Below are 20,343 nucleotides of genomic sequence, written 5' to 3'. Positions count from 1 at the left end.
GGAATGCATACGGGATTCGGAATCGGCTGGGAAAGCCGATCGGGCATCGGATCGGGCATCAGGTTCAGGCTTTTCCGAATTCGTTGTTGATGATGTCGAAGAGGTCTTCGGCGGACGCCGATTCGATGGCGTCCTCCTCGTCCTCCAGGGCGTGGGCCGCGGCCCGGTCCGTCTCGTTCCAGTTCGCCAGGAGCGCTTCGAGGCGCGCCGTCACGCGGGCGCGTTCGGCGGCGTCGTCCTCGGGGACCGACGTCAGGAGGAACTCCAGCTTGTCGATCTCCGCGAGCGCCGGGAGCGCGGGCGCCGTGTCCCCGCCGAGGAGTTCCGCGCGCAGGTGCGCGGCCAGGGCGGCGGGCGTCGGGTGGTCGAAGACGAGGCTGGCGGGCAGCCGCAGTCCGGTGGCGGAGCCGAGGCGGGTGCGCAGTTCGACCGCGGTGAGCGAGTCGAAGCCGAGCTCCTTGAAGGCGCGGCCCGCCTCGACCGAGGCGGCCCCGTCGTGCCCGAGGACCGCGGCAACGTGCGTACGGACCAGGCCGAGCAGGCTCCGTTCGGCCTCGTCGGCGCCCATGCCCCGCAACTCGGCCACCAGCCGGGCCGGTTCACCGGCGCCGTCGCCCGCGGCATCGGCGCCGAGGCCGGAGCCGACGCCGTGCTGCTCCGCCTCGAGTACGCGGCGTACCTCGGGGAGGTCGGCGATGAGCGGGCGCGGCCGGGCCGCCGTGAAGGCCGGGACGAACAGCTCCCAGTCGACGTCGGCGACGGTCACGGTCGTGTCGTCCGCATCCAGCGCCTGCTGGAGGGCGGCGATCGACAGCTCCGGGGCCATCACCGGCAGGCCGCGGCGCCGCAGTTGCAGGGCGGCCTCGTCGTCGGCGACCAGCCCGCCCTCGCCCCACGGCCCCCAGGCCACGGCGGTGGCCGTCAGCCCGCGGTCCCGGCGCCGCTGCGCCAGGGCGTCGAGGTGGGCGTTGGCGGCCGCGTAGGCGGCCTGGCCGCCGCTGCCCCAGACGCCGGCGATGGAGGAGAACAGGACGAAGGCGTCCAGCTGCGTGTCACCGAGCAGCTCGTCGAGGTGCTCGGCCCCACAGACCTTCGCGGAGAGGACGGCCGCGACATCGCCCGCGCCGGTCTCGGCGAGCGGCGCGAACTGGCCGACGCCCGCCGTGTGGAAGACGGCCGTCAGGCCGGGGCCGGAGGTGTCGTCGCGGAGGGCGGCGAGCAGCTCGCCGACGGACTCCCGGTCGGCCACGTCGCACGCGACGGCCGTGGCCCGCGCACCGAGCGCGGAGACCTCCGCGACCAGGGCCTCGACCCCGGGCGCGTCGGCGCCGCGGCGGCCGGCCAGCACCAGGTGTTCCGCGCCGTGCGCGGCGAGCCAGCGGGCCACGTGCGCGCCGAGGGCGCCCGTACCGCCGGTGACCAGGACGGTGCCGCGGGGCCGCCAGGGCGCCCGCTCCACCGCTCCGCCGCCGCTGCCGACGGCCGCCGGGGCGGCGTGCCCGATGCGGCGTGCGAGGAGTCCCGCGGACCGTACGGCGAGCTGGTCCTCGTACGCGTCCTTCCCGCCGGCGAGTACGGCGAGCAGCCGGTCCAGCGCCCGGGCGTCCGGGCTGCCGGGCAGGTCCACCAGACCGCCCCAGCGCTCGGGGTGCTCCAGGGCGACCACCCGGCCGAAGCCCCAGGTCTGCGCCTGCGCGGCGCTCCGGACCCGGTCGGACGGGCCGGTCGCAACGGCCCCGGTAGTCACGCACCACAGCGGGGCGTCGACCTCGGCGTCACCGAGGGCCTGTACGAGCGCCCCGGCCAGCAACAGCCCGGCCGGCGCCGCCGGATGGGCCGGGTGCGGGGCCTCGGCGAGCGCCAGCAGGGACAGCACCCCGTCGGCACGGTTCCCGGCGAGAGCCGTGCGCAGCCGGTCGGCCACGGCGGCCCGGTCGGTGGTGGCCGCGTCCAGCGCGACCTCCCGTACGTCCGCGCCGCGCGCCCGGAGGGCGTCCGCGATCCCGGGGAGCGCGGGGCCGGCGCCGGTCGCCGCGGTGACGACCAGCCAGGTGCCGGCGGGGCGAGCGGTGGCGTCCGGATCGCCGAGCGGCTTCCAGGTGACCCCGTAGCGCCAGCCGTCGACGAGCGACCGCTCCGCGCGCTGGCGCCGCCAGGCGGACAGTGCCGGCAGCAGCGCGCTCAGCGGCTGGTCGGCATCGATCTCAAGGGTGGCCGTGAGGGCGGCGAGGTCCGCGTTGTCGACGGCCTCCCAGAACGCGGCGTCCACCGCACCACCGGCCGTCCCGGCACCGGACTCGACCGCCGCGGGGCGGGGAGCCTCCTCCAGCCAGTAGCGCTTGCGCTGGAAGGGGTAGGTGGGCAGGTCGACGCGGCGGGCGCCGGCCGCGGTGGCGGCGAAGTACGCCCGCCAGTCGACGGTGACGCCGTGGGCGTGGGCCTGGGCGAGGGCCGTGGTGACGGCCTCTGCCTCGGGGCGACCCTTGCGGAGCGCGGGGACGAAGACGGCGTCCTGCGTGACGCAGTCCTGGGCGAGGGCCGAGAGCACGCCGTCGGGGCCGAGCTCGACGTACGTCGTCACCCCGGCGGCTTCCAGGGCGCGGATGCCGTCGAGGAAGCGGACGGCCTCGCGGACATGGCGGACCCAGAAGTCGGCGGAGCCCATCTCGTCGGTGACGAGGGCGCCGGTCAGGTTGGAGACGACCGGGATACGGGGGCTGCCGTACGTGATCCCCTCGGCGACCTTGCGGAAGTCGGCCAGCATGCCGTCCATGTGCGGCGAGTGGAACGCGTGGCTGACGGTGAGCCGCTTGGACTTGCGGTCGGGGAAGGCGCTGGTGACGGCCACCGCCGCGTCCTCGTCACCGGCCACCACGACCGACTGCGGACCGTTGACTGCCGCGATGCTGACACGGTCGGTCAGCAGCGGCAGGATCTCGTCCTCGGAGGCCTGCACCGCGATCATCACACCGCCGGACGGCAGCGCCTGCATCAGACGCCCACGGGCGGCGACCAGTTCGCACGCGTCCTCCAGCGAGAGGACACCGGCGACGTGCGCGGCGGCGATCTCACCGATGGAGTGACCGGAGAGGAAGTCCGGCCGCAGACCCCACGATTCGAGGAGCCGGAACAGCGCTACCTCGACCGCGAACAGCGCGGGCTGCGTGTACTCGGTCCGGTCCAGCACAGCCGCGCTGTCTCCGAACAGGACGTCCTTCAGCGGCAGTTCGAGGTGGGCGTCCATGCGGGCGCAGATCGCGTCCAGCGCGTCCGCGAAGGCCGGGTGGGTGTCGTAGAGCTCGCGGCCCATGCCCAGTCGCTGGCTGCCCTGTCCGGTGAACAGGAAGGCCGTGCTACCGGGGGCGGCCGCCGTTCCGCGCACCAGGCCGGCTGCCTGCTCGCCGGCGGCGAGGGCGCGCAGCGCGGCGAGGAACTCTTCCCGCTCCTGCGCGACGACGACGGCCCGGCGCTCAAGGGCAGACCTCGATGTCGCCAACGCGTAAGCCACATCGGCGGGTTCGAGCAGCTCGTCCGACGCGAGCAGCACCTCAAGGCGCTCGGCCTGGACCCGCAGGGCCGCCTCACTCTTTGCAGACAGCACCCACGGCATGACCCCACCGGGCCGCTCCTGCGGCTGCGCGGACGGCTCGGCTTCGGGCGCGTCCGGTGCCTGCTCGATGATCGTGTGGGCGTTGGTGCCGCTGAAGCCGAAGGAGGAGATGCCGGCCCGGCGCGGACGGCCGGTCTCCGGCCACGCGCGCTGCTCGGTGAGGAGGGCGATGTCGCCCGCCGTCCAGTCGACGTGCGGGGTGGGCTCATTGACGTGCAGGGTCTGCGGGAGCACCCCGTGCTGTATCGCGAGCACCATCTTGATGACGCCAGCGACACCCGCGGCGGCCTGGGTGTGCCCGATGTTCGACTTGATAGAGCCCAGCAGGAGCGGCCGGCCGTCGACACGCTCCTGGCCGTACGTCGCCAGGAGCGCCTGCGCCTCGATCGGGTCACCAAGCCGCGTACCCGTACCGTGCGCCTCGACCGCGTCGACCTCGGCGGCCGACAGACCGGCGCTCGCCAGGGCCTGGCGGATCACCCGCTGCTGCGACGGACCGTTCGGCGCCGTCAGACCGTTGCTCGCACCGTCCTGGTTGATCGCCGAGCCACGCACGACGGCCAGCACCGGGTGACCGTTGCGCTGCGCGTCCGACAACCGCTCCACGAGCAGCATGCCGACACCCTCGCCCCAGCCCGTGCCATCGGCGTCGGCGGCGAACGCCTTGATCCGGCCGTCCGCCGCCAGGCCACGCTGACGGCTGAAGTCGATGTAGGCACCCGGCGAGGACATGACGGTCACACCACCGGCCAGCGCCAGCGAGCACTCACCGCTGCGCAGCGCCTGGATCGCCCAGTGCAGGGCCACCAGAGAAGCCGAGCACGCCGTATCCACCGTGACCGCCGGGCCCTCCAGACCAAACGCGTACGAGAGACGGCCGGAGACGACGCTCGCCGCGTTACCCGTACCGAGGAAACCCTCGATGCCGTCCGGAACGGTGTTCAACGTCGCTCCGTAGTCCTGCCCGTTGGTCCCGATGAACACGCCGGCCTGGCTGCCGCGCACCGAGGACGGAGCGATGCCGGCCCGTTCGAAGGTCTCCCAGGTGGTCTCCAGGAGGAGCCGCTGCTGGGGGTCCATGGCGAGGGCCTCGCGGGGTGAGATCCCGAAGAAGTCGGCGTCGAAGTCGGCCACGTCGTAGAGGAAGCCGCCCTCACGGGCATAAAACGTTCCCTGCTGGTCCGCATCCGGGCTGTAGAGACGGTCCAGGTCCCAGCCACGGTCGACCGGGAACTCACCGATGGCGTCGCCGCCGGTGGCCAGCAGCTGCCAGAGGTCCTCGGGGGTGCGCACACCGCCCGGGAAGCGGCAGCTCATCGCGACGATCGCGATCGGATCGTCCTCCACGGCCTTGACCGTCGGTGCCACCGGACCAGTGATCCGTGCCTCGGTCCCCAGGAGTTCATCCCGGAGGAATCCCATGAGGGCGGAGGCGGTCGGGTAGTCGAAGATCAGCGTGGCCGGCAGGCTCACACCCGTGGCCGCACCGAGCCGGTTGCGCAGCTCGACCGCCGTGAGCGAGTCGAACCCGAGCTCCTTGAAGGCGCGTTCGGCGCCGACGGCGTCGACGCCGTCGTGCCCCAGGACGGCCGCGACGTGCGTACGGACCAGACCGAGCAGCTCCCGCTCCAGCTCCGCCGCGCCCAGACCGGCAAGCCTGCCGACCGGCGATTCGGTGTCGCCTGCGGCACGGGCCATGGGCCCGGCAGGCCGGATCTCGGACAGCTCGGCGAAGAGGGAGCTGGGACGCACGACGCTGAAGGCGGGTGCGAAGCGCTCCCAGTCCACGTCCGCGACCAGCAGAGCCGCGTCGGCGGATGAGGCAACGCTCTGTCGCAGCACCGCCATGGCCGTGTCCGGAGCCATCGGCGGCAGACCCTCACGCCGCATCCGCGCGTCCATGGCCTCGTCGGCGGCCATACCGCCCTCGGCCCACGGACCCCACGCGATCGAGGTAGCAGCCAGCCCGGCGGCGCGCCGCTGCTCAGCGAGCGCGTCGAGATAGGCGTTCGCGGCAGCGTAGTTGGCCTGACCGGCCGCACCGGTCACGCCGCTCATGGAGGAGAACAGCACGAACGCGGAGAGCTCGATACCAAGCTCGATGGTCAGCTCGTGCAGGTTGAGCGCCGAGGTCGCCTTCGCCCGCAGCACACTCTCGAAACGCTCGGGGGTGAGGGCGTCAAGGACACCGTCATCCAGCACACCAGCCGTGTGAACGACCGCCGTGAGCGTGTCGGCCTCGGCCTCCAGGAGCGCGCGCAGGGCATCCCGGTCGGAGGCGTCACACGCCACGACCGACACCTCAACACCCAGCCCGGACAGCTCCGCCACCAGCTCAGCCGCACCCGGGGCATCAGCGCCCCGACGGCTGGTCAGCACCAGACGCTCAACACCCGCCCCGGCCAGCCAACGAGCCAGCCGGCCACCCAGAGCACCCGTACCACCGGTCACCAGAACGGTTCCGGACGGCGTCCAAGACGTGGACGCAGCACCACCGGTCGCCCGTACGAGCCGGCGTCCGAAGACCCCGGAGGACCGCACCGCGACCTGGTCCTCACCAGCACCGCCCAGCACACCCACCAGACGGGACATGGCCCGCTCGTCCCACACCTCAGGCAGGTCAACCAGACCACCCCAGCGCCCGGGAACCTCCAGAGCGGCCACACGGCCGAGACCCCAGACCTGAGCCTGGACGGCCGACACCAGACGATCCGACCTGCCAACGCTGACCGCACCACGAGTCAGGCACCACAGCGGCGCCTCCACCCCGACATCGCCCAGCGCCTGCATCAAACCAGCCGTCGCGACGACCCCAGCAGCCTCATCCAGCGCGAGCAGCGACACCACACCAGCGATGGCACCCGCACCGGACAGCAGCTCAGCCAGAGCCGCACGATCCGTACCCGGCTCAACAACAACCCGCCGAACCTCGGCACCACGCGCGGCCAGCGCATCCGCCACAGCCGTGTCATCCACGCCCGCAGGAGCAACGACCAGCCACAGCCCCGACAACGGCGCACCGGTCCCGGCATCCGTCAACGGCTTCCACGACACCCGGTAGCGCCAGCGGTCCACGTCTGACTGGGTCCGCAGGCCACGGCGCCAGGCCGAGAGGGTCGGCAGAGCCGGCAGGACCTTGTCCCAGGCGTTCTCGCCATCCATGTCCAGCGTGGCGGCGAGCGACTCCAGGTCCTCGCGCTCCACGGCGTCCCAGAAGCGGGAGTCCACCTCGTCGGCGGCGCCGCTCCGCGCCGGCCCCGCCATCGGCAGCCAGTAGCGCTGCCGCTGGAAGGCATACGTCGGCAGATCAACGTACCGGGCACCCGAACCGGTGAAGAGGGCCTGCCAGTTCACCTCAAGGCCCCGAGTATGTGCCTGCGCCACTGCCGCGACCGTCGTCTCGGTCTCGGGACGTCCTGCACGCAGGACCGGCACGAAGGCAGAACCCTCGCCGGCCACGCACTCCTGGCCCATGGCCGAGAGCACACCACCCGGACCGAGTTCGAGGTACGTCGTGACCCCCGCTTCCTCCAGTACGCGCATGCCGTCGAGGAAGCGGACCGCCTCGCGGACGTGCCGCACCCAGAACTCCACCGAGCCCATCTCGTCGGTGACGAGGGCGCCGGTCAGGTTGGAGACGACCGGGATGCGAGGGGCGCCGAACGAAAGCCCCTCCACCACCTGTCGGAAGTCCTCCAGCATGCCGTCCATGTGGGGCGAGTGGAACGCGTGGCTGACCGTCAGCCGCTTGGACTTGCGGTCGGCGAACGCCTCCACCACGGCCGTCGCGACGTCTTCATCACCGGCGATGACCACCGAGCGCGGGCCGTTGACGGCCGCGATGCTCACCCGGTCCGTCAGCAGCGGCAGCACCTCGTCCTCCGAGGCCTGCACCGCAATCATCACACCGCCGGACGGCAGCGCCTGCATCAGGCGGCCGCGGGCCGCGACCAGCGTGCAGGCGTCCTCCAGCGAGAACACTCCGGCGACGTGCGCGGCCACGATCTCACCGATCGAGTGCCCGGACAGGAAGTCCGCGTTCACACCCCACGACTCAACGAGGCGGAACAGCGCCACCTCGACCGCGAACAGCGCCGGCTGGGTGAACTCCGTACGGTCCAGCACGGCCGCGTCGTCCCCGAACAGGACGTCCTTCAGCGGCAGTTCAAGCTGCGAGTCGAAGCGCTCGCACACCGCGTCCAGCGCGGCCGCGAACACCGGGAAGGCGTCGTACAGCTCACGCCCCATCCCGAGGCGTTGGCTCCCCTGCCCCGTGAACAGGAAGGCGACCTTCCCGCCGACCGGCGAACCGTTCACCACGGCTGCGGTCGAGCGGCCCTCGGCCAGCGCCTCCAGCGCGGCCAGCAGGCCCTCACGGTCCGCGGCCACCACTGCCGCACGGTCCTCGAACGAGGCCCTGTTGGCCGCCAGCGACCACGCGACGTCGACCGGGCGCACATCCGGCGCGGCCAGTACGTGGGCCTGGAGCTGACGCGCCTGCGCCCGAAGGGCGTTTTCACCCTTCGCCGAGAGCAGCCAGGGCACGACCGGCAGCGGCGTGGCGTCGGCAGGTGCCTCCGCCGGCTCCAGGACCACCGGGGGCTGTTCGATGATGGTGTGGGCGTTGGTACCGCTGATACCGAACGACGAGACGCCCGCGCGGCGCGGACGGCCGGTCTCGGGCCAGTCCGTCGCGTCGGTCAGCAGGCTGACGTCACCGTCCTCCCAGTCCACCTGGGGCGACGGCGCGTCCACGTGCAGCGTCTGCGGGAGCACGCCGTGCCGCATCGCCATGATCATCTTGATCACGCCGGCGACACCGGCGGCGGCCTGGGTGTGACCGATGTTGGACTTGATGGAGCCCAGCAGCAGCGGCCTCCCTTCGGGGCGGTCCTGCCCGTACGTGGCCAGCAGCGCCTGCGCCTCGATCGGGTCACCGAGACGGGTACCCGTACCGTGCGCCTCGACCGCGTCCACATCCGCGGCGGACAGGCCCGCGCTGGCGAGTGCCTCGCGGATCACCCGCTGCTGCGACGGACCGTTCGGGGCGGTCAGGCCGTTGCTGGCGCCGTCCTGGTTGATCGCGGAGCCCCGGACCACGGCCAGGATCGGGTGCCCGTTGCGCACCGCATCCGACTGCCGCTCGACGAGCAGCATGCCCGCACCCTCGGCCCAGCCCGTACCGTCCGCAGCCGCCGCGAAGGACTTGCAGCGGCCATCGGCCGACAGACCGCGCTGACGGCTGAAGTCAACGAAGGTCTCCGGAGTCGCCATGATCGCCACGCCACCCGCGAGAGCCATGTCGCACTCGCCCTGCCGCAGCGCCTGGATCGCCCAGTGCAGGGCCACCAGCGACGACGAGCACGCCGTGTCCACCGTCACCGCCGGGCCCTCGAGACCGAACGCGTACGAGACGCGGCCCGAGGCGATGCTGCCCGAGTTTCCGGTACCGAGGTAGCCCTCGACGCCCTCCGGCAGCTCCTCGCCGTTTCCGTAACCCGTCGCGTAGTCGTGGTACATGACGCCGGCGAAGACGCCCGTACGGCTGCCGCGCAGGGTGGCCGGGTCGATGCCGGCCCGCTCGAAGGCCTCCCAGGAGGTTTCCAGGAGGAGCCGCTGCTGCGGGTCCATGGCCAGGGCCTCGCGCGGCGAGATCCCGAAGAACGCCGGGTCGAACTCGGCCGCGTCGTGCAGGAAGCCGCCTTCGCGGGTGTACGAGGTGCCCACGTGGTCGGGATCGGGGTGGTAGAGCGCCTCCACGTCCCAGCCGCGATCGGAGGGGAACGCGGTGATGCCGTCGCCGCCGGTTGCGACGAGCTGCCACAGCTCCTCGGGGGTCCGCACGCCTCCGGGGAAACGGCAGCCCATGCCGACGATCACGATCGGGTCGTCGGCCAGGCCCACAGCGGCCCGAACGGGCGTTGACAGCCCGCGTACTCCGGCTGCCTCAGCGGAACCATCGGTCACCGCGAGCTCGGAGAGCAGGTGCCGGGCCAGCGCGGCGGGCGTCGGGTAGTCGAAGATCAGCGTCGGAGGCAGCCGCAGTCCGGTCTCCGTCTTGAGTACGTTGCGCAGCTCCACGGCCGTGAGGGAGTCGAAGCCGAGGTCCCGGAAGGCCCGTTCGGCGTCGACCGCCTCGGCACCGGTGTGGCCCAGGACCGCGGCCACACGCCCGCAGACCAGGTCCAGCAGCACACCCTCGTGCTCCGCGACCGGCAGCGCCAGCAGACGGGCCACCAGGGGCGAGCCGGTCTCCGAGCCGCCGCCTCGCCGCTCCACCGTCCGGCGGGCCGGCACCCGGACGAGGGCGCGGAGCAGGGCCGGCGTCGAACCCGCCGAGACCGCCTGCGCCCGCAGCACCGCGAGGTCGAGGCGGATCGGCAGGAGCACCGCCGAATCCACCGCCATCGCGGTGTCGAAGAGGGCGAGCCCCTCGTCGGCGGCAAGTCCGCCTACGCCGTCGCGGGCGATGCGGCGCAGGTTGGCGTCATCAAGACCCGCCGCCATGCCACCGCCACTGCCACCGCCGCTGCCCGCCTGCGGGGCCCACAGCCCCCACGCCAGCGCGGTCGCAGCCAGGCCCTCGGCCCGTCGCTGCTCGGCCAGAGCCTCCAGGAACGCGTTCGCCGCAGCGTAGCTCGCCTGCCCCGCCGCACCGAACGCAGCCGCCGCACCCGAGAACAGAACGAACGCAGACAAGTCCAGATCCCGCGTCAGCTCATGCAGATTCCAAGCCGCGTCCACCTTCGGCCGCAACACAGTCGCGACCCGCTCCGGCGTCAGCGCCGACACAACACCGTCATCCAGAACACCCGCGGTGTGCACCACGGCCGTCAGCGGGTGCTCAGCCGGAACCGACCCCAGCAGCGCGGCCACCGCATCCCGATCCGCGAGATCACAGGCAGCCAGCTCCGCCCGAGCACCCAACTCCGCCAACTCCGCGACCAATTCCCCGGCACCCTCGGCAGCAGAACCCCGCCGACTGACCAGCAGCAGACGCCGCGCCCCGTGCGCGCTCACCAGGTGCCGGGCGAACAGCCGCCCGAGACCACCCGTGGCACCGGTCACGAGAACCGTCCCGGACGGGTCACCGAGCACCACCGGCGCCTCGGCGGCACCGTCCGCCGACGGCACGCGCACCAGACGCGGCACGCTCACCACACCCGCGCGGACCGCCAGCTCCGGCTCACCAGCCGCCAGCGCGGCAGGAATCGCCGCCACCGACACCGCGTCCAGCTCCACATCCAGGTCGAGCATGACGAGCTGGCCCGGGTTCTCCGACTGCGCCGAACGCAGCAGACCCCGCACCGCGCTCCCCGGCAGATCCCGGACACCCGAACCGGCCCCAACAGCCACCGCACCCGACGTCACCCACACCAGCCGCGAAGCCGCGAACCGGTCATCCGCCAGCCACTCCTGAACGGACGCCAGCGCGCCATTCACCGCCGTGTGAACCGAGCCCGCAGCGTCGTCGCCATCCAGCACGTCAGCGGACGGGAGGACGAACACCGCATCCGGGGCGGGCTCGCCCGCCTCCAGCGCCGAACCGAAAGCCACCACATCGGCGTACTCGGTGATCTGAGCACCCGCGCCGGCCAGACCGATCTCGTCCCGGCCCAGCACCGCCCACCGCAGACCAGCGGACGTCACCGAACCGATCGCGGCCGGCTCCCACTCCACGCGGAACAGCGACTCCAGATGACTGGCGCCCGCCGCGTTGACCTGGTCAGCGGAAGCCGGTCGAAGCGTCAGCGACTCCACGGCCGCCACCGGCCGCCCCGTCTCATCCGCGATCAACAGGGCCAGCGTGTGCCGGTCGTCCGGCGAGTGCGGGGTCAGGCGCATCCGGAGCGAGGACGCGCCCACGGCGTACAGCGAGACACCGACCCAAGAGAAGGGCAGCATCGCGCCGGCGCCTTCCGCGGCGGGGTCGCCGTGGCCGATCGCGTGCAGACCCGCGTCGAGCAGCGCCGGGTGCAGCCCGAACCGCGCCGCGTCCCCGCGCCCGTCTTCCGGCAGCGCCACCTCGGTGAACAGCTCGCCACCACGCCGCCAGGCCGCCTTCAGCCCCTGGAACAGCGGCCCGTAGGCCATTCCGTCTCCGAGCAGCTCCGCGTACAGCCCGTCGACGTCCACGGGCACGGCGCCCGACGGCGGCCACACCGCCAGCTCACCGAACTCCTGCTCGGCCTCCGGACGGGCACCAGCCGCCAGCACACCCGACCCGTGACGCGTCCACGGCTCCTCCGCCAGCGCGTCCTGACGTCGGGAGTACACGCTGAACGCCCGACGCCCAGGCGCCATGGGCGCCTCGATCACGAGCTGAAGCTGCACGCCGCCCCGCTCGGGCAGAACGAGCGGCGCCTCCAGCGTCAGCTCCTCCACCACATCGCAGCCGACCTGGTCGCCGGCACGGATCGCAAGGTCGACGAACGCCGTGCCCGGAAGCAGCACGCCGCCGTGGATCGTGTGATCGGCGAGCCAGGGGTGGGTGTCGAGAGACAACCGACCGGCGAGGAGCACTCCCTCGGAATCGGCGAGCGTCACCGCGGCACCCAGCAGCGGGTGCCCGGCGTCACCGAGACCGATCGCCTCCGGGTCCCCGGCCGCGAACACGGCCGCGCTGGGCCAGAACCGCTGGCGCTGGAACGCGTACGTCGGCAGATCAACCCGCCGCGCACCCGTGCCGGCGAAGTACGCCGCCCAGTCGACGGTGACGCCGTGGGCGTGAGCCTGAGCGAGAGCCGTGGTGACGGCCTCGGCCTCGGGGCGGCCCTTGCGGAGCGCGGGGACGAAGACGGCGTCCTGCGCGACGCAGTCCTGGGCGAGGGCCGAGAGCACGCCGTCGGGGCCGAGCTCAAGGTAGGTGGTGACTCCGGCGGCTTCCAGGGCTCGGATGCCGTCGAGGAAGCGGACGGCCTCGCGGACGTGGCGGACCCAGAAGTCGGCGGAGCCCATCTCGTCGGTGACGAGGGCACCGGTCAGGTTCGACACGACCGGGATGCGGGGCGCACCGAACGACAGCCCTTCCACCACCTGCCGGAACGCGTCGAGCATGCCGTCCATGTGCGGCGAGTGGAACGCGTGGCTCACGGTGAGCCGCTTGGACTTGCGGTCGGCGAATACCTCCACGACTGCCGCCGCGGCGTCCTCGTCACCGGCGACGACCACCGAGCGCGGGCCGTTCACCGCCGCAATGCTCACCCGGTCGGTCAGCAGCGGCAGAACCTCGTCCTCCGACGCCTGAACGGCGATCATCACACCGCCCGACGGCAGCGCCTGCATCAGACGCCCACGCGCCGCGACCAGCGCGCACGCATCGTCCAGCGAAAGCACCTCGGCAGCGTGCGCGGCAGCGATCTCACCGATCGAGTGACCGGACAGGAAGTCGGGCTTCACACCCCAGCTCTCGACGAGCCGGAACAGCGCTACCTCGACCGCGAACAGCGCGGGCTGCGTGTACTCGGTCCGGTCCAGCACAGCCGCGCTGTCTCCGAACAGGACGTCCTTCAGCGGCAGTTCGAGGTGGGCGTCCATGCGGGCGCAGATCGCGTCCAGCGCGTCCGCGAAGGCCGGGTGGGTGTCGTAGAGCTCGCGGCCCATACCCAGTCGCTGGCTGCCCTGTCCGGTGAACAGGAAGGCCGTGCTACCGGGGGCGGCCGCCGTTCCGCGCACCAGGCCGGCTGCCTGCTCGCCGGCGGCGAGGGCGCGCAGCGCGGCGAGGAACTCTTCCCGCTCCTCCGCGACGACGACGGCCCGGCGCTCAAGGGCCGACCTCGATGTCGCCAACGCGTAAGCCACATCGGCGGGTTCGAGCAGCTCGTCCGACGCGAGCAGCACCTCAAGGCGCTCGGCCTGGACCCGCAGGGCCGCCTCACTCTTTGCAGACAGCACCCACGGCATGACCCCACCGGGCCGCTCCTGCGGCTGCGCGGACGGCTCGGCTTCGGGCGCGTCCGGTGCCTGCTCGATGATCGTGTGGGCGTTGGTGCCGCTGAAGCCGAAGGAGGAGATGCCGGCCCGGCGCGGACGGCCGGTCTCCGGCCATGCGCGCTGCTCGGTGAGCAGGGCGATGTCGCCCGCCGTCCAGTCGACGTGCGGGGTGGGCTCATTGACGTGCAGGGTCTGCGGGAGCACGCCGTGCTGTATCGCGAGCACCATCTTGATGACGCCAGCGACACCCGCGGCGGCCTGGGTGTGCCCGATGTTCGACTTGATAGAGCCCAGCAGGAGCGGCCGGCCGTCGACACGCTCCTGGCCGTAGGTGGCCAGGAGCGCCTGCGCCTCGATCGGGTCACCAAGCCGCGTACCCGTACCGTGCGCCTCGACCGCGTCGACCTCGGCGGCCGACAGACCGGCGCTGGCCAGGGCCTGGCGGATCACCCGCTGCTGCGACGGACCGTTCGGCGCCGTCAGACCGTTGCTCGCACCGTCCTGGTTGATCGCCGAACCCCGGACCACCGCGAGAACCGGGTGACCGTTGCGGCGCGCGTCCGACAGCCGCTCCACGAGCAGCATGCCGACACCCTCACCCCAACCCGTACCGTCCGCGTCGGCGGCGAACGCCTTGATCCGGCCGTCCGCCGCCAGGCCACGCTGACGGCTGAAGTCGATGTAGGCACCCGGCGAGGACATGACGGTGACGCCACCGGCCAGCGCCAGCGAGCACTCCCCGCTGCGCAGGGCCTGGATCGCCCAGTGCAGTGCCACCAGAGAAGCCGAGCACGCCGTATCCACCGTGACGGCGGGGCCTTCGAGACCGAAGGCGTACGAGAGGCGACCGGAGACGACGCTCGCCGCGTTACCCGTACCGAGGAAACCCTCGATGCCCTCGGGAATGGAACGGAACGTCCCGTCGTAGTCCTGGCCGTTGGTGCCGATGAACACGCCGGCCTGGCTGCCGCGCACGGCGGCGGGATCGATGCCCGCCCGTTCGAAGGTCTCCCAGGTGGTCTCCAGGAGGAGCCGCTGCTGGGGGTCCATGGCGAGGGCCTCGCGGGGTGAGATCCCGAAGAAGTCGGCGTCGAAGTCGGCCACGTCGTAGAGGAAGCCGCCCTCACGGGCATAGAACGTGCCCTGCTGATCCGGGTCCGGGCTGTAGAGACGGTCCAGGTCCCAGCCGCGGTCGGCCGGGAACTCACCGATGGCGTCGCCGCCGGTGGCCAGCAGCTGCCAGAGGTCCTCGGGGGTGCGGACACCGCCCGGGAAGCGGCAGCTCATCGCGACGATCGCGATCGGATCGTCCTCCACCACCGTGGCCACCGGGCCGGTGATCAGGGCCTGAGTGCCCAGCAGCTCATCGCGAAGGTATGCCATGAGGGCGGAGGCGGTCGGGTAGTCGAAGATCAGCGTGGCCGGCAGGCTCACACCCGTGGCCGCACCGAGCCGGTTGCGCAGCTCGACCGCCGTGAGCGAGTCGAAGCCCAGCTCCTTGAAGGCGCGCTCCGCACCCACCGCGTCCGCGCCGTCGTGCCCGAGGACGGCCGCGACGTGTGTCCGGACCAGACCGAGCAGCTCCCGCTCCAGCTCTGCCGCGCCCAGACCGGCAAGCCGGTCGACGGGCGATGCGGAGTCAGGTGAGGCGGGGGCGGCGGAGCGGGTCTCCGCCAGCTCCGCGAAGAGCGTGCTGGGGCGTGACACGGCGAATGCGGGCTCGAAGCGCTTCCAGTCCACGTCCGCGACCAGCAGGGCCGCATCCCCAGAGACAGCGCTTTGTCGCAGCACGGCCATGGCTGTGTCCGGGGCCATCGGCGGCAGACCCTCACGCCGCATCCGCGCGTCCATGGCCTCGTCGGCGGCCATGCCGCCCTCGGCCCACGGGCCCCACGCGATCGAGGTAGCGGCCAGCCCAGCCGCACGACGCTGCTCAGCGAGCGCGTCCAGGTAGGCGTTCGCGGCGGCGTAGTTCGCCTGGCCAGCAGCGCCGATCGTGCCGCTCATGGAGGAGAACAGCACGAACGCGGAGAGCTCGATACCAAGCTCGACGGTCAGCTCGTGCAGATTCAGCGCAGAAGTCGCCTTCGCCCGCAGCACACTCTCGAAACGCTCGGAGGTGAGGGCGTCGAGGACACCGTCATCAAGCACACCGGCCGTGTGCACGACCGCCGTCAGCGTGTCGGCCTCAGCCTCCAGCAGCACGCGCAGGGCATCCCGGTCGGAGGCGTCACACGCCACGACCGACACCTCAACACCCAGCCCGGACAGCTCCCCCACCAGCTCAGCCGCACCCGGAGCGTCAGCGCCCCGACGGCTGGTCAGTACCAGACGCTCCGCGCCCGCACCGGCCAGCCAACGAGCCAGCCGGCCACCCAGAGCACCCGTACCACCGGTCACCAGAACGGTTCCGGAAGGCGTCCAGGAGTCCGTGTTGCCGCTCGCGGCACGGACCAGCCGACGCCCGAAGACACCGGATGACCGCACCGCGACCTGGTCCTCACCAGCAGAAGCCAGCACACCCACCAGACGGGACATCGCCCGCTCATCCCACACCTCAGGCAGGTCAACCAGACCACCCCAACGCCCCGGAACCTCAAGGGCAGCCACACGGCCGAGACCCCACACCTGAGCCTGAACAGCCGACACCAGACGATCCGAACGGCCAACGCTGACCGCACCACGAGTCAGGCACCACAGCGGCGCCTCCACCCCGACATCACCCAACGCCTGCACCAAACCAGCAGACGCGACGACCCCAGCAGCCTCATCCAGCGCAAGCAGCGACACCACACCAGCAACAGAACCCGCACCAGACAACAGCCCAGCCAGAGCCACACGATCCACACCCGGCTCAACAACGACCAGGCGGACCTCAGCCCCACCGCCGGCCAGCGCATCCACCACACCAGCGGCCAAGGACTCATCCTCGCCCGCGACAACGACCCACTCGCCGCCCAGCTTCCCGCCCGACACGGTCAGCGGCTTCCACGACACCCGGTAACGCCAGCCATCCACCTCCGACTGGGTCCGCAGGCCACGACGCCATGCCGACAGGGCCGGCAGGACCGTGCCCCAGGCGTTCTCGTCGTCCATGTCCAGCGTGCCGGCGAGCGACGCAAGATCCTCGCGCTCCACGGCGTCCCAAAAGCGGGAGTCCACGTCGTAGCCGGAGGCGTTCCGCGCCGCGCCCGTGATCTGCAGCCAGTAGCGCTGCCGCTGGAAGGCGTACGTCGGGAGCTCCACCCGCCCGGCACCCGTACCGGCGAAGAAGGCGGACCAGTCCACCTCCACACCCCGCACATGGGCCACAGCGAGGGCAGCGACCGCGGACGCGGCCTCCGCACGCCCCGCGCGCAGGACCGGGACGAAGGCGACGTCCGCGTCACCGGTCAGGCAGTCCTGGGCGAGCGCGGACAGCACGCCGTCCGGGCCCAGCTCCACGAACGTCGTCACGCCCGCGCCCTCCAGGGCGCGGATGCCGTCGAGGAAGCGGACCGCCTCGCGGACGTGCCGCACCCAGAACTCCGCCGAGCCCATCTCGTCCGAGACGACCGAGCCGGTCAGGTTCGACACGACCTGAATACGCGGGGCCTCGAACGAAAGCCCCTCCACCACCCGGCGGAAGTCCTCCAGCATGCCGTCCATGTGCGGCGAGTGGAACGCGTGACTGACCGTCAGCCGCTTGGACTTGCGGTCGGAGAACGACTCCGCGATCGAGACCGCCGCGTCCTCATCACCCGCAATGACCACCGACCGGGGGCCGTTGATCGCCGCGATACTCACCCGGTCCATCAGCAGCGGCAGAACCTCGTCCTCCGACGCCTGCACCGCGACCATCACACCACCGGACGGCAACGCCTGCATCAGACGACCACGCGCCGCCACCAGCGCACACGCGTCCTCCAGCGAGAACACCCCGGCCACATGCGCGGCCGCGATCTCACCCACCGAGTGACCGGCCACGAACGCCGGCCGCACACCCCAGCTCTCCACGAGGCGGAACAGCGCCACCTCGACCGCGAACAGCGCCGGCTGCGCGTACTCGGTCCGGTCCAGCACAGCGGCATCGTCCCCGAACAGGACGTCCTTCAGCGGCAGTTCCATCCGCTCGCACACCGCGTCCAGCGCCGCCGCGAACACCGGGAAGGCGTCGTACAGCTCACGCCCCATCCCCAGCCGCTGACTCCCCTGCCCCGTGAACAGGAAGGCCAGCTTCCCGGGGGCGGGCGAGCCCTCGATCAGTGCGGGCGTCGAGCGGCCCTCGGCCAGCGCCTCCAGTGCGGCCAGCAGGCCCTCACGGTCCGCGGCCACCACCGCCGCGCGGTCCTCGAACGACGCCTTGCCGACCGCCAGCGACCACGCAACGTCGACCGAGCGCGCATCGGGCTCGGCCAGGACGTAGGACCGGAGCTGACGCGCCTGCGCCCGAACCGCGCCGTCGCCCTTCGCCGAGAGCACCCAAGGCACCGCCGGAAGCAGCACTGCCGCTTCAGGTTCCGCCGGCTCCAGGACCACCGGGGGCTGTTCGATGATGGTGTGGGCGTTGGTACCGCTGATGCCGAACGACGAGACGCCCGCGCGGCGCGGACGGCCGGTCTCGGGCCACTCCACCGCCTCCGTCAGCAGGCTGACTTCACCGTCCTCCCAGTCCACCTGGGCCGACGGCGCGTCCACGTGCAGCGTCTGCGGGAGCACTCCGTACCGCATCGCCATGACCATCTTGATCACGCCGGCGACACCGGCAGCGGCCTGGGTGTGACCGATGTTGGACTTGATGGAGCCCAGCAGCAACGGCCGGCCCTCGGGGCGGTCCTGGCCGTACGTCGCCAGCAGCGCCTGCGCCTCGATCGGGTCACCAAGCCGCGTACCCGTACCGTGCGCCTCCACCGCGTCCACATCCGCGGCCGACAGACCCGCACTCGCCAGAGCCTCGCGGATCACCCGCTGCTGCGACGGACCGTTCGGGGCCGTCAGGCCATTGCTCGCACCGTCCTGGTTCACCGCCGAACCGCGCACCACGGCCAGGATCGGGTGCCCGTTGCGCACCGCATCCGACTGCCGCTCGACGAGCAGCATGCCCGCACCCTCGGCCCAGCCCGTACCGTCCGCGGCCGCCGCGAAGGACTTGCAGCGGCCATCGGCCGCGAGGCCGCGCTGCCGGCTGAAGTCGATGAAGGTCTCGGGAGTCGCCATGATCGCAACGCCACCGGCCAGGGCCATGTCGCACTCGCCGTTGCGGAGCGCCTGGATCGCCCAGTGCAGGGCCACCAGCGACGACGAGCACGCCGTGTCCACCGTCACCGCCGGGCCCTCGAGACCGAAGGTGTAGGCGATCCGGCCGGAGGCGATGCTGCCGGCGTTGCCGGTGCCGAGGTAGCCCTCGACGCCCTCCGGCAGCTCGTCCCCGCTACCGGCACCGTCCCCGATGCCGACGCCCGTGACGTAGTCGTGGTACATGACGCCGGCGAAGACGCCGGTACGGCTGCCGTGCACGGACGCGGGGTCGATGCCGGCCCGCTCGAAGGCCTCCCACGAGGTCTCCAGCAGCAGGCGCTGCTGCGGGTCCATGGCGAGGGCCTCGCGCGGCGAGATCCCGAAGAACGCCGGGTCGAACTCGGCCGCGTCGTGCAGGAAGCCGCCTTCGCGCGTGTACGACGTACCGGCGTGATCCGGGTCGGGGTGGTAGAGCGCCTCGACGTTCCAGCCGCGATCGGACGGGAAGGCGGTGATGCCGTCGCCGCCGGTTGCGACGAGCTGCCACAGCTCCTCGGGGGTCCGCACGCCTCCGGGGAAGCGGCAGCCCATGCCGACGATCACGATCGGGTCGTCCGTGACGTCCAAGGCGGACCGTACGGGCGTCAGCCGCCCGCGCACGCCGCCCTGCTCGGCGGACTCGGCCGACTCGGCGGTCACCGCGAGCTCCGCCAGCAGGTGCCGGGCCAGTGCCACCGGCGTCGGGTAGTCGAAGACCAGGGTCGGCGACAGTCGAAGACCGGTCTCGGCCTTGAGTACGTTGCGCAGTTCCACGGCCGTGAGGGAGTCGAAGCCGAGGTCCCGGAAGGCCCGTTCGGCGTCGACCGCCTCGGCACCGGTGTGGCCCAGGACCGCGGCCACACGCCCGCAGACCAGGTCCAGCAGCACACCCTCGTGCTCCGCGACCGGCAGCGCCAGCAGACGGGCCACCAGCGGCGAGCCGGTCTCCGAGCCGCCGCCTCGCCGCTCCACCGTCCTGCGGGCCGGCACCCGGACGAGGGCGCGCAGCAGGGCCGGCGTCGAACCCGCCGAGACCGCCTGCGCCCGAAGGGCGGCGACATCGAGGCGGATCGGCAGGAGCACCGCCGAATCCACCGCCATGGCGGTGTCGAAGAGGGCGAGCCCCTCGTCGACGGCCAGCGCCCCGACGCCGTCGCGGGCGATGCGGCGCAGGTTGGCGTCATCAAGGCTCGCCGCCATGCCACCGCCACTGCCACCGCCACTGCCCGCCTGCGGGGCCCACAGACCCCACGCCAGCGCGGTCGCAGCCAGGCCTTCGGCCCGTCGCTGCTCGGCCAGGGCCTCCAGGAACGCGTTCGCCGCAGCGTAGTTCGCCTGCCCCGCCGCACCGAACGCGGCCGCCGCACCCGAGAAGAGAACGAACGCAGACAGGTCCAGATCCTGCGTCAGCTCATGCAGGTTCAAGGCCGCGTCCACCTTCGGCCGCAGCACAGTCGCGACCCGCTCGGGTGTCAGCGCCGACAGGACACCGTCGTCCAGAACGCCCGCGGTGTGTACGACGGCCGTCAGCGGGTGCTCAGCCG

The 20,343-nt window shown here is 72.3% G+C and carries 1 protein-coding gene (only partly in view); it reads right to left on the bottom strand.

Features of this window, described 5'->3' with window-relative positions; all coding sequences use genetic code 11:
- Positions 1–64: 64 nt before the first annotated feature.
- Positions 65–20,343: the 3' portion of a type I polyketide synthase gene (locus JYK04_RS36120; protein ID WP_237410240.1), read on the bottom strand. Its footprint extends 14,140 nt past the window's final position; 20,279 of the gene's 34,419 nt are visible here — the last part of the coding sequence; its start codon lies beyond the right edge, outside the window; it ends in the stop codon at positions 65–67.

It is taken from the genome of Streptomyces nojiriensis (assembly GCF_017639205.1).
In the GTDB taxonomy this organism is placed as follows: domain Bacteria; phylum Actinomycetota; class Actinomycetes; order Streptomycetales; family Streptomycetaceae; genus Streptomyces; species Streptomyces nojiriensis.
Note: the sequence above shows the minus strand (reverse complement) of the source record. Positions and strands in the feature narration are given on the sequence as shown.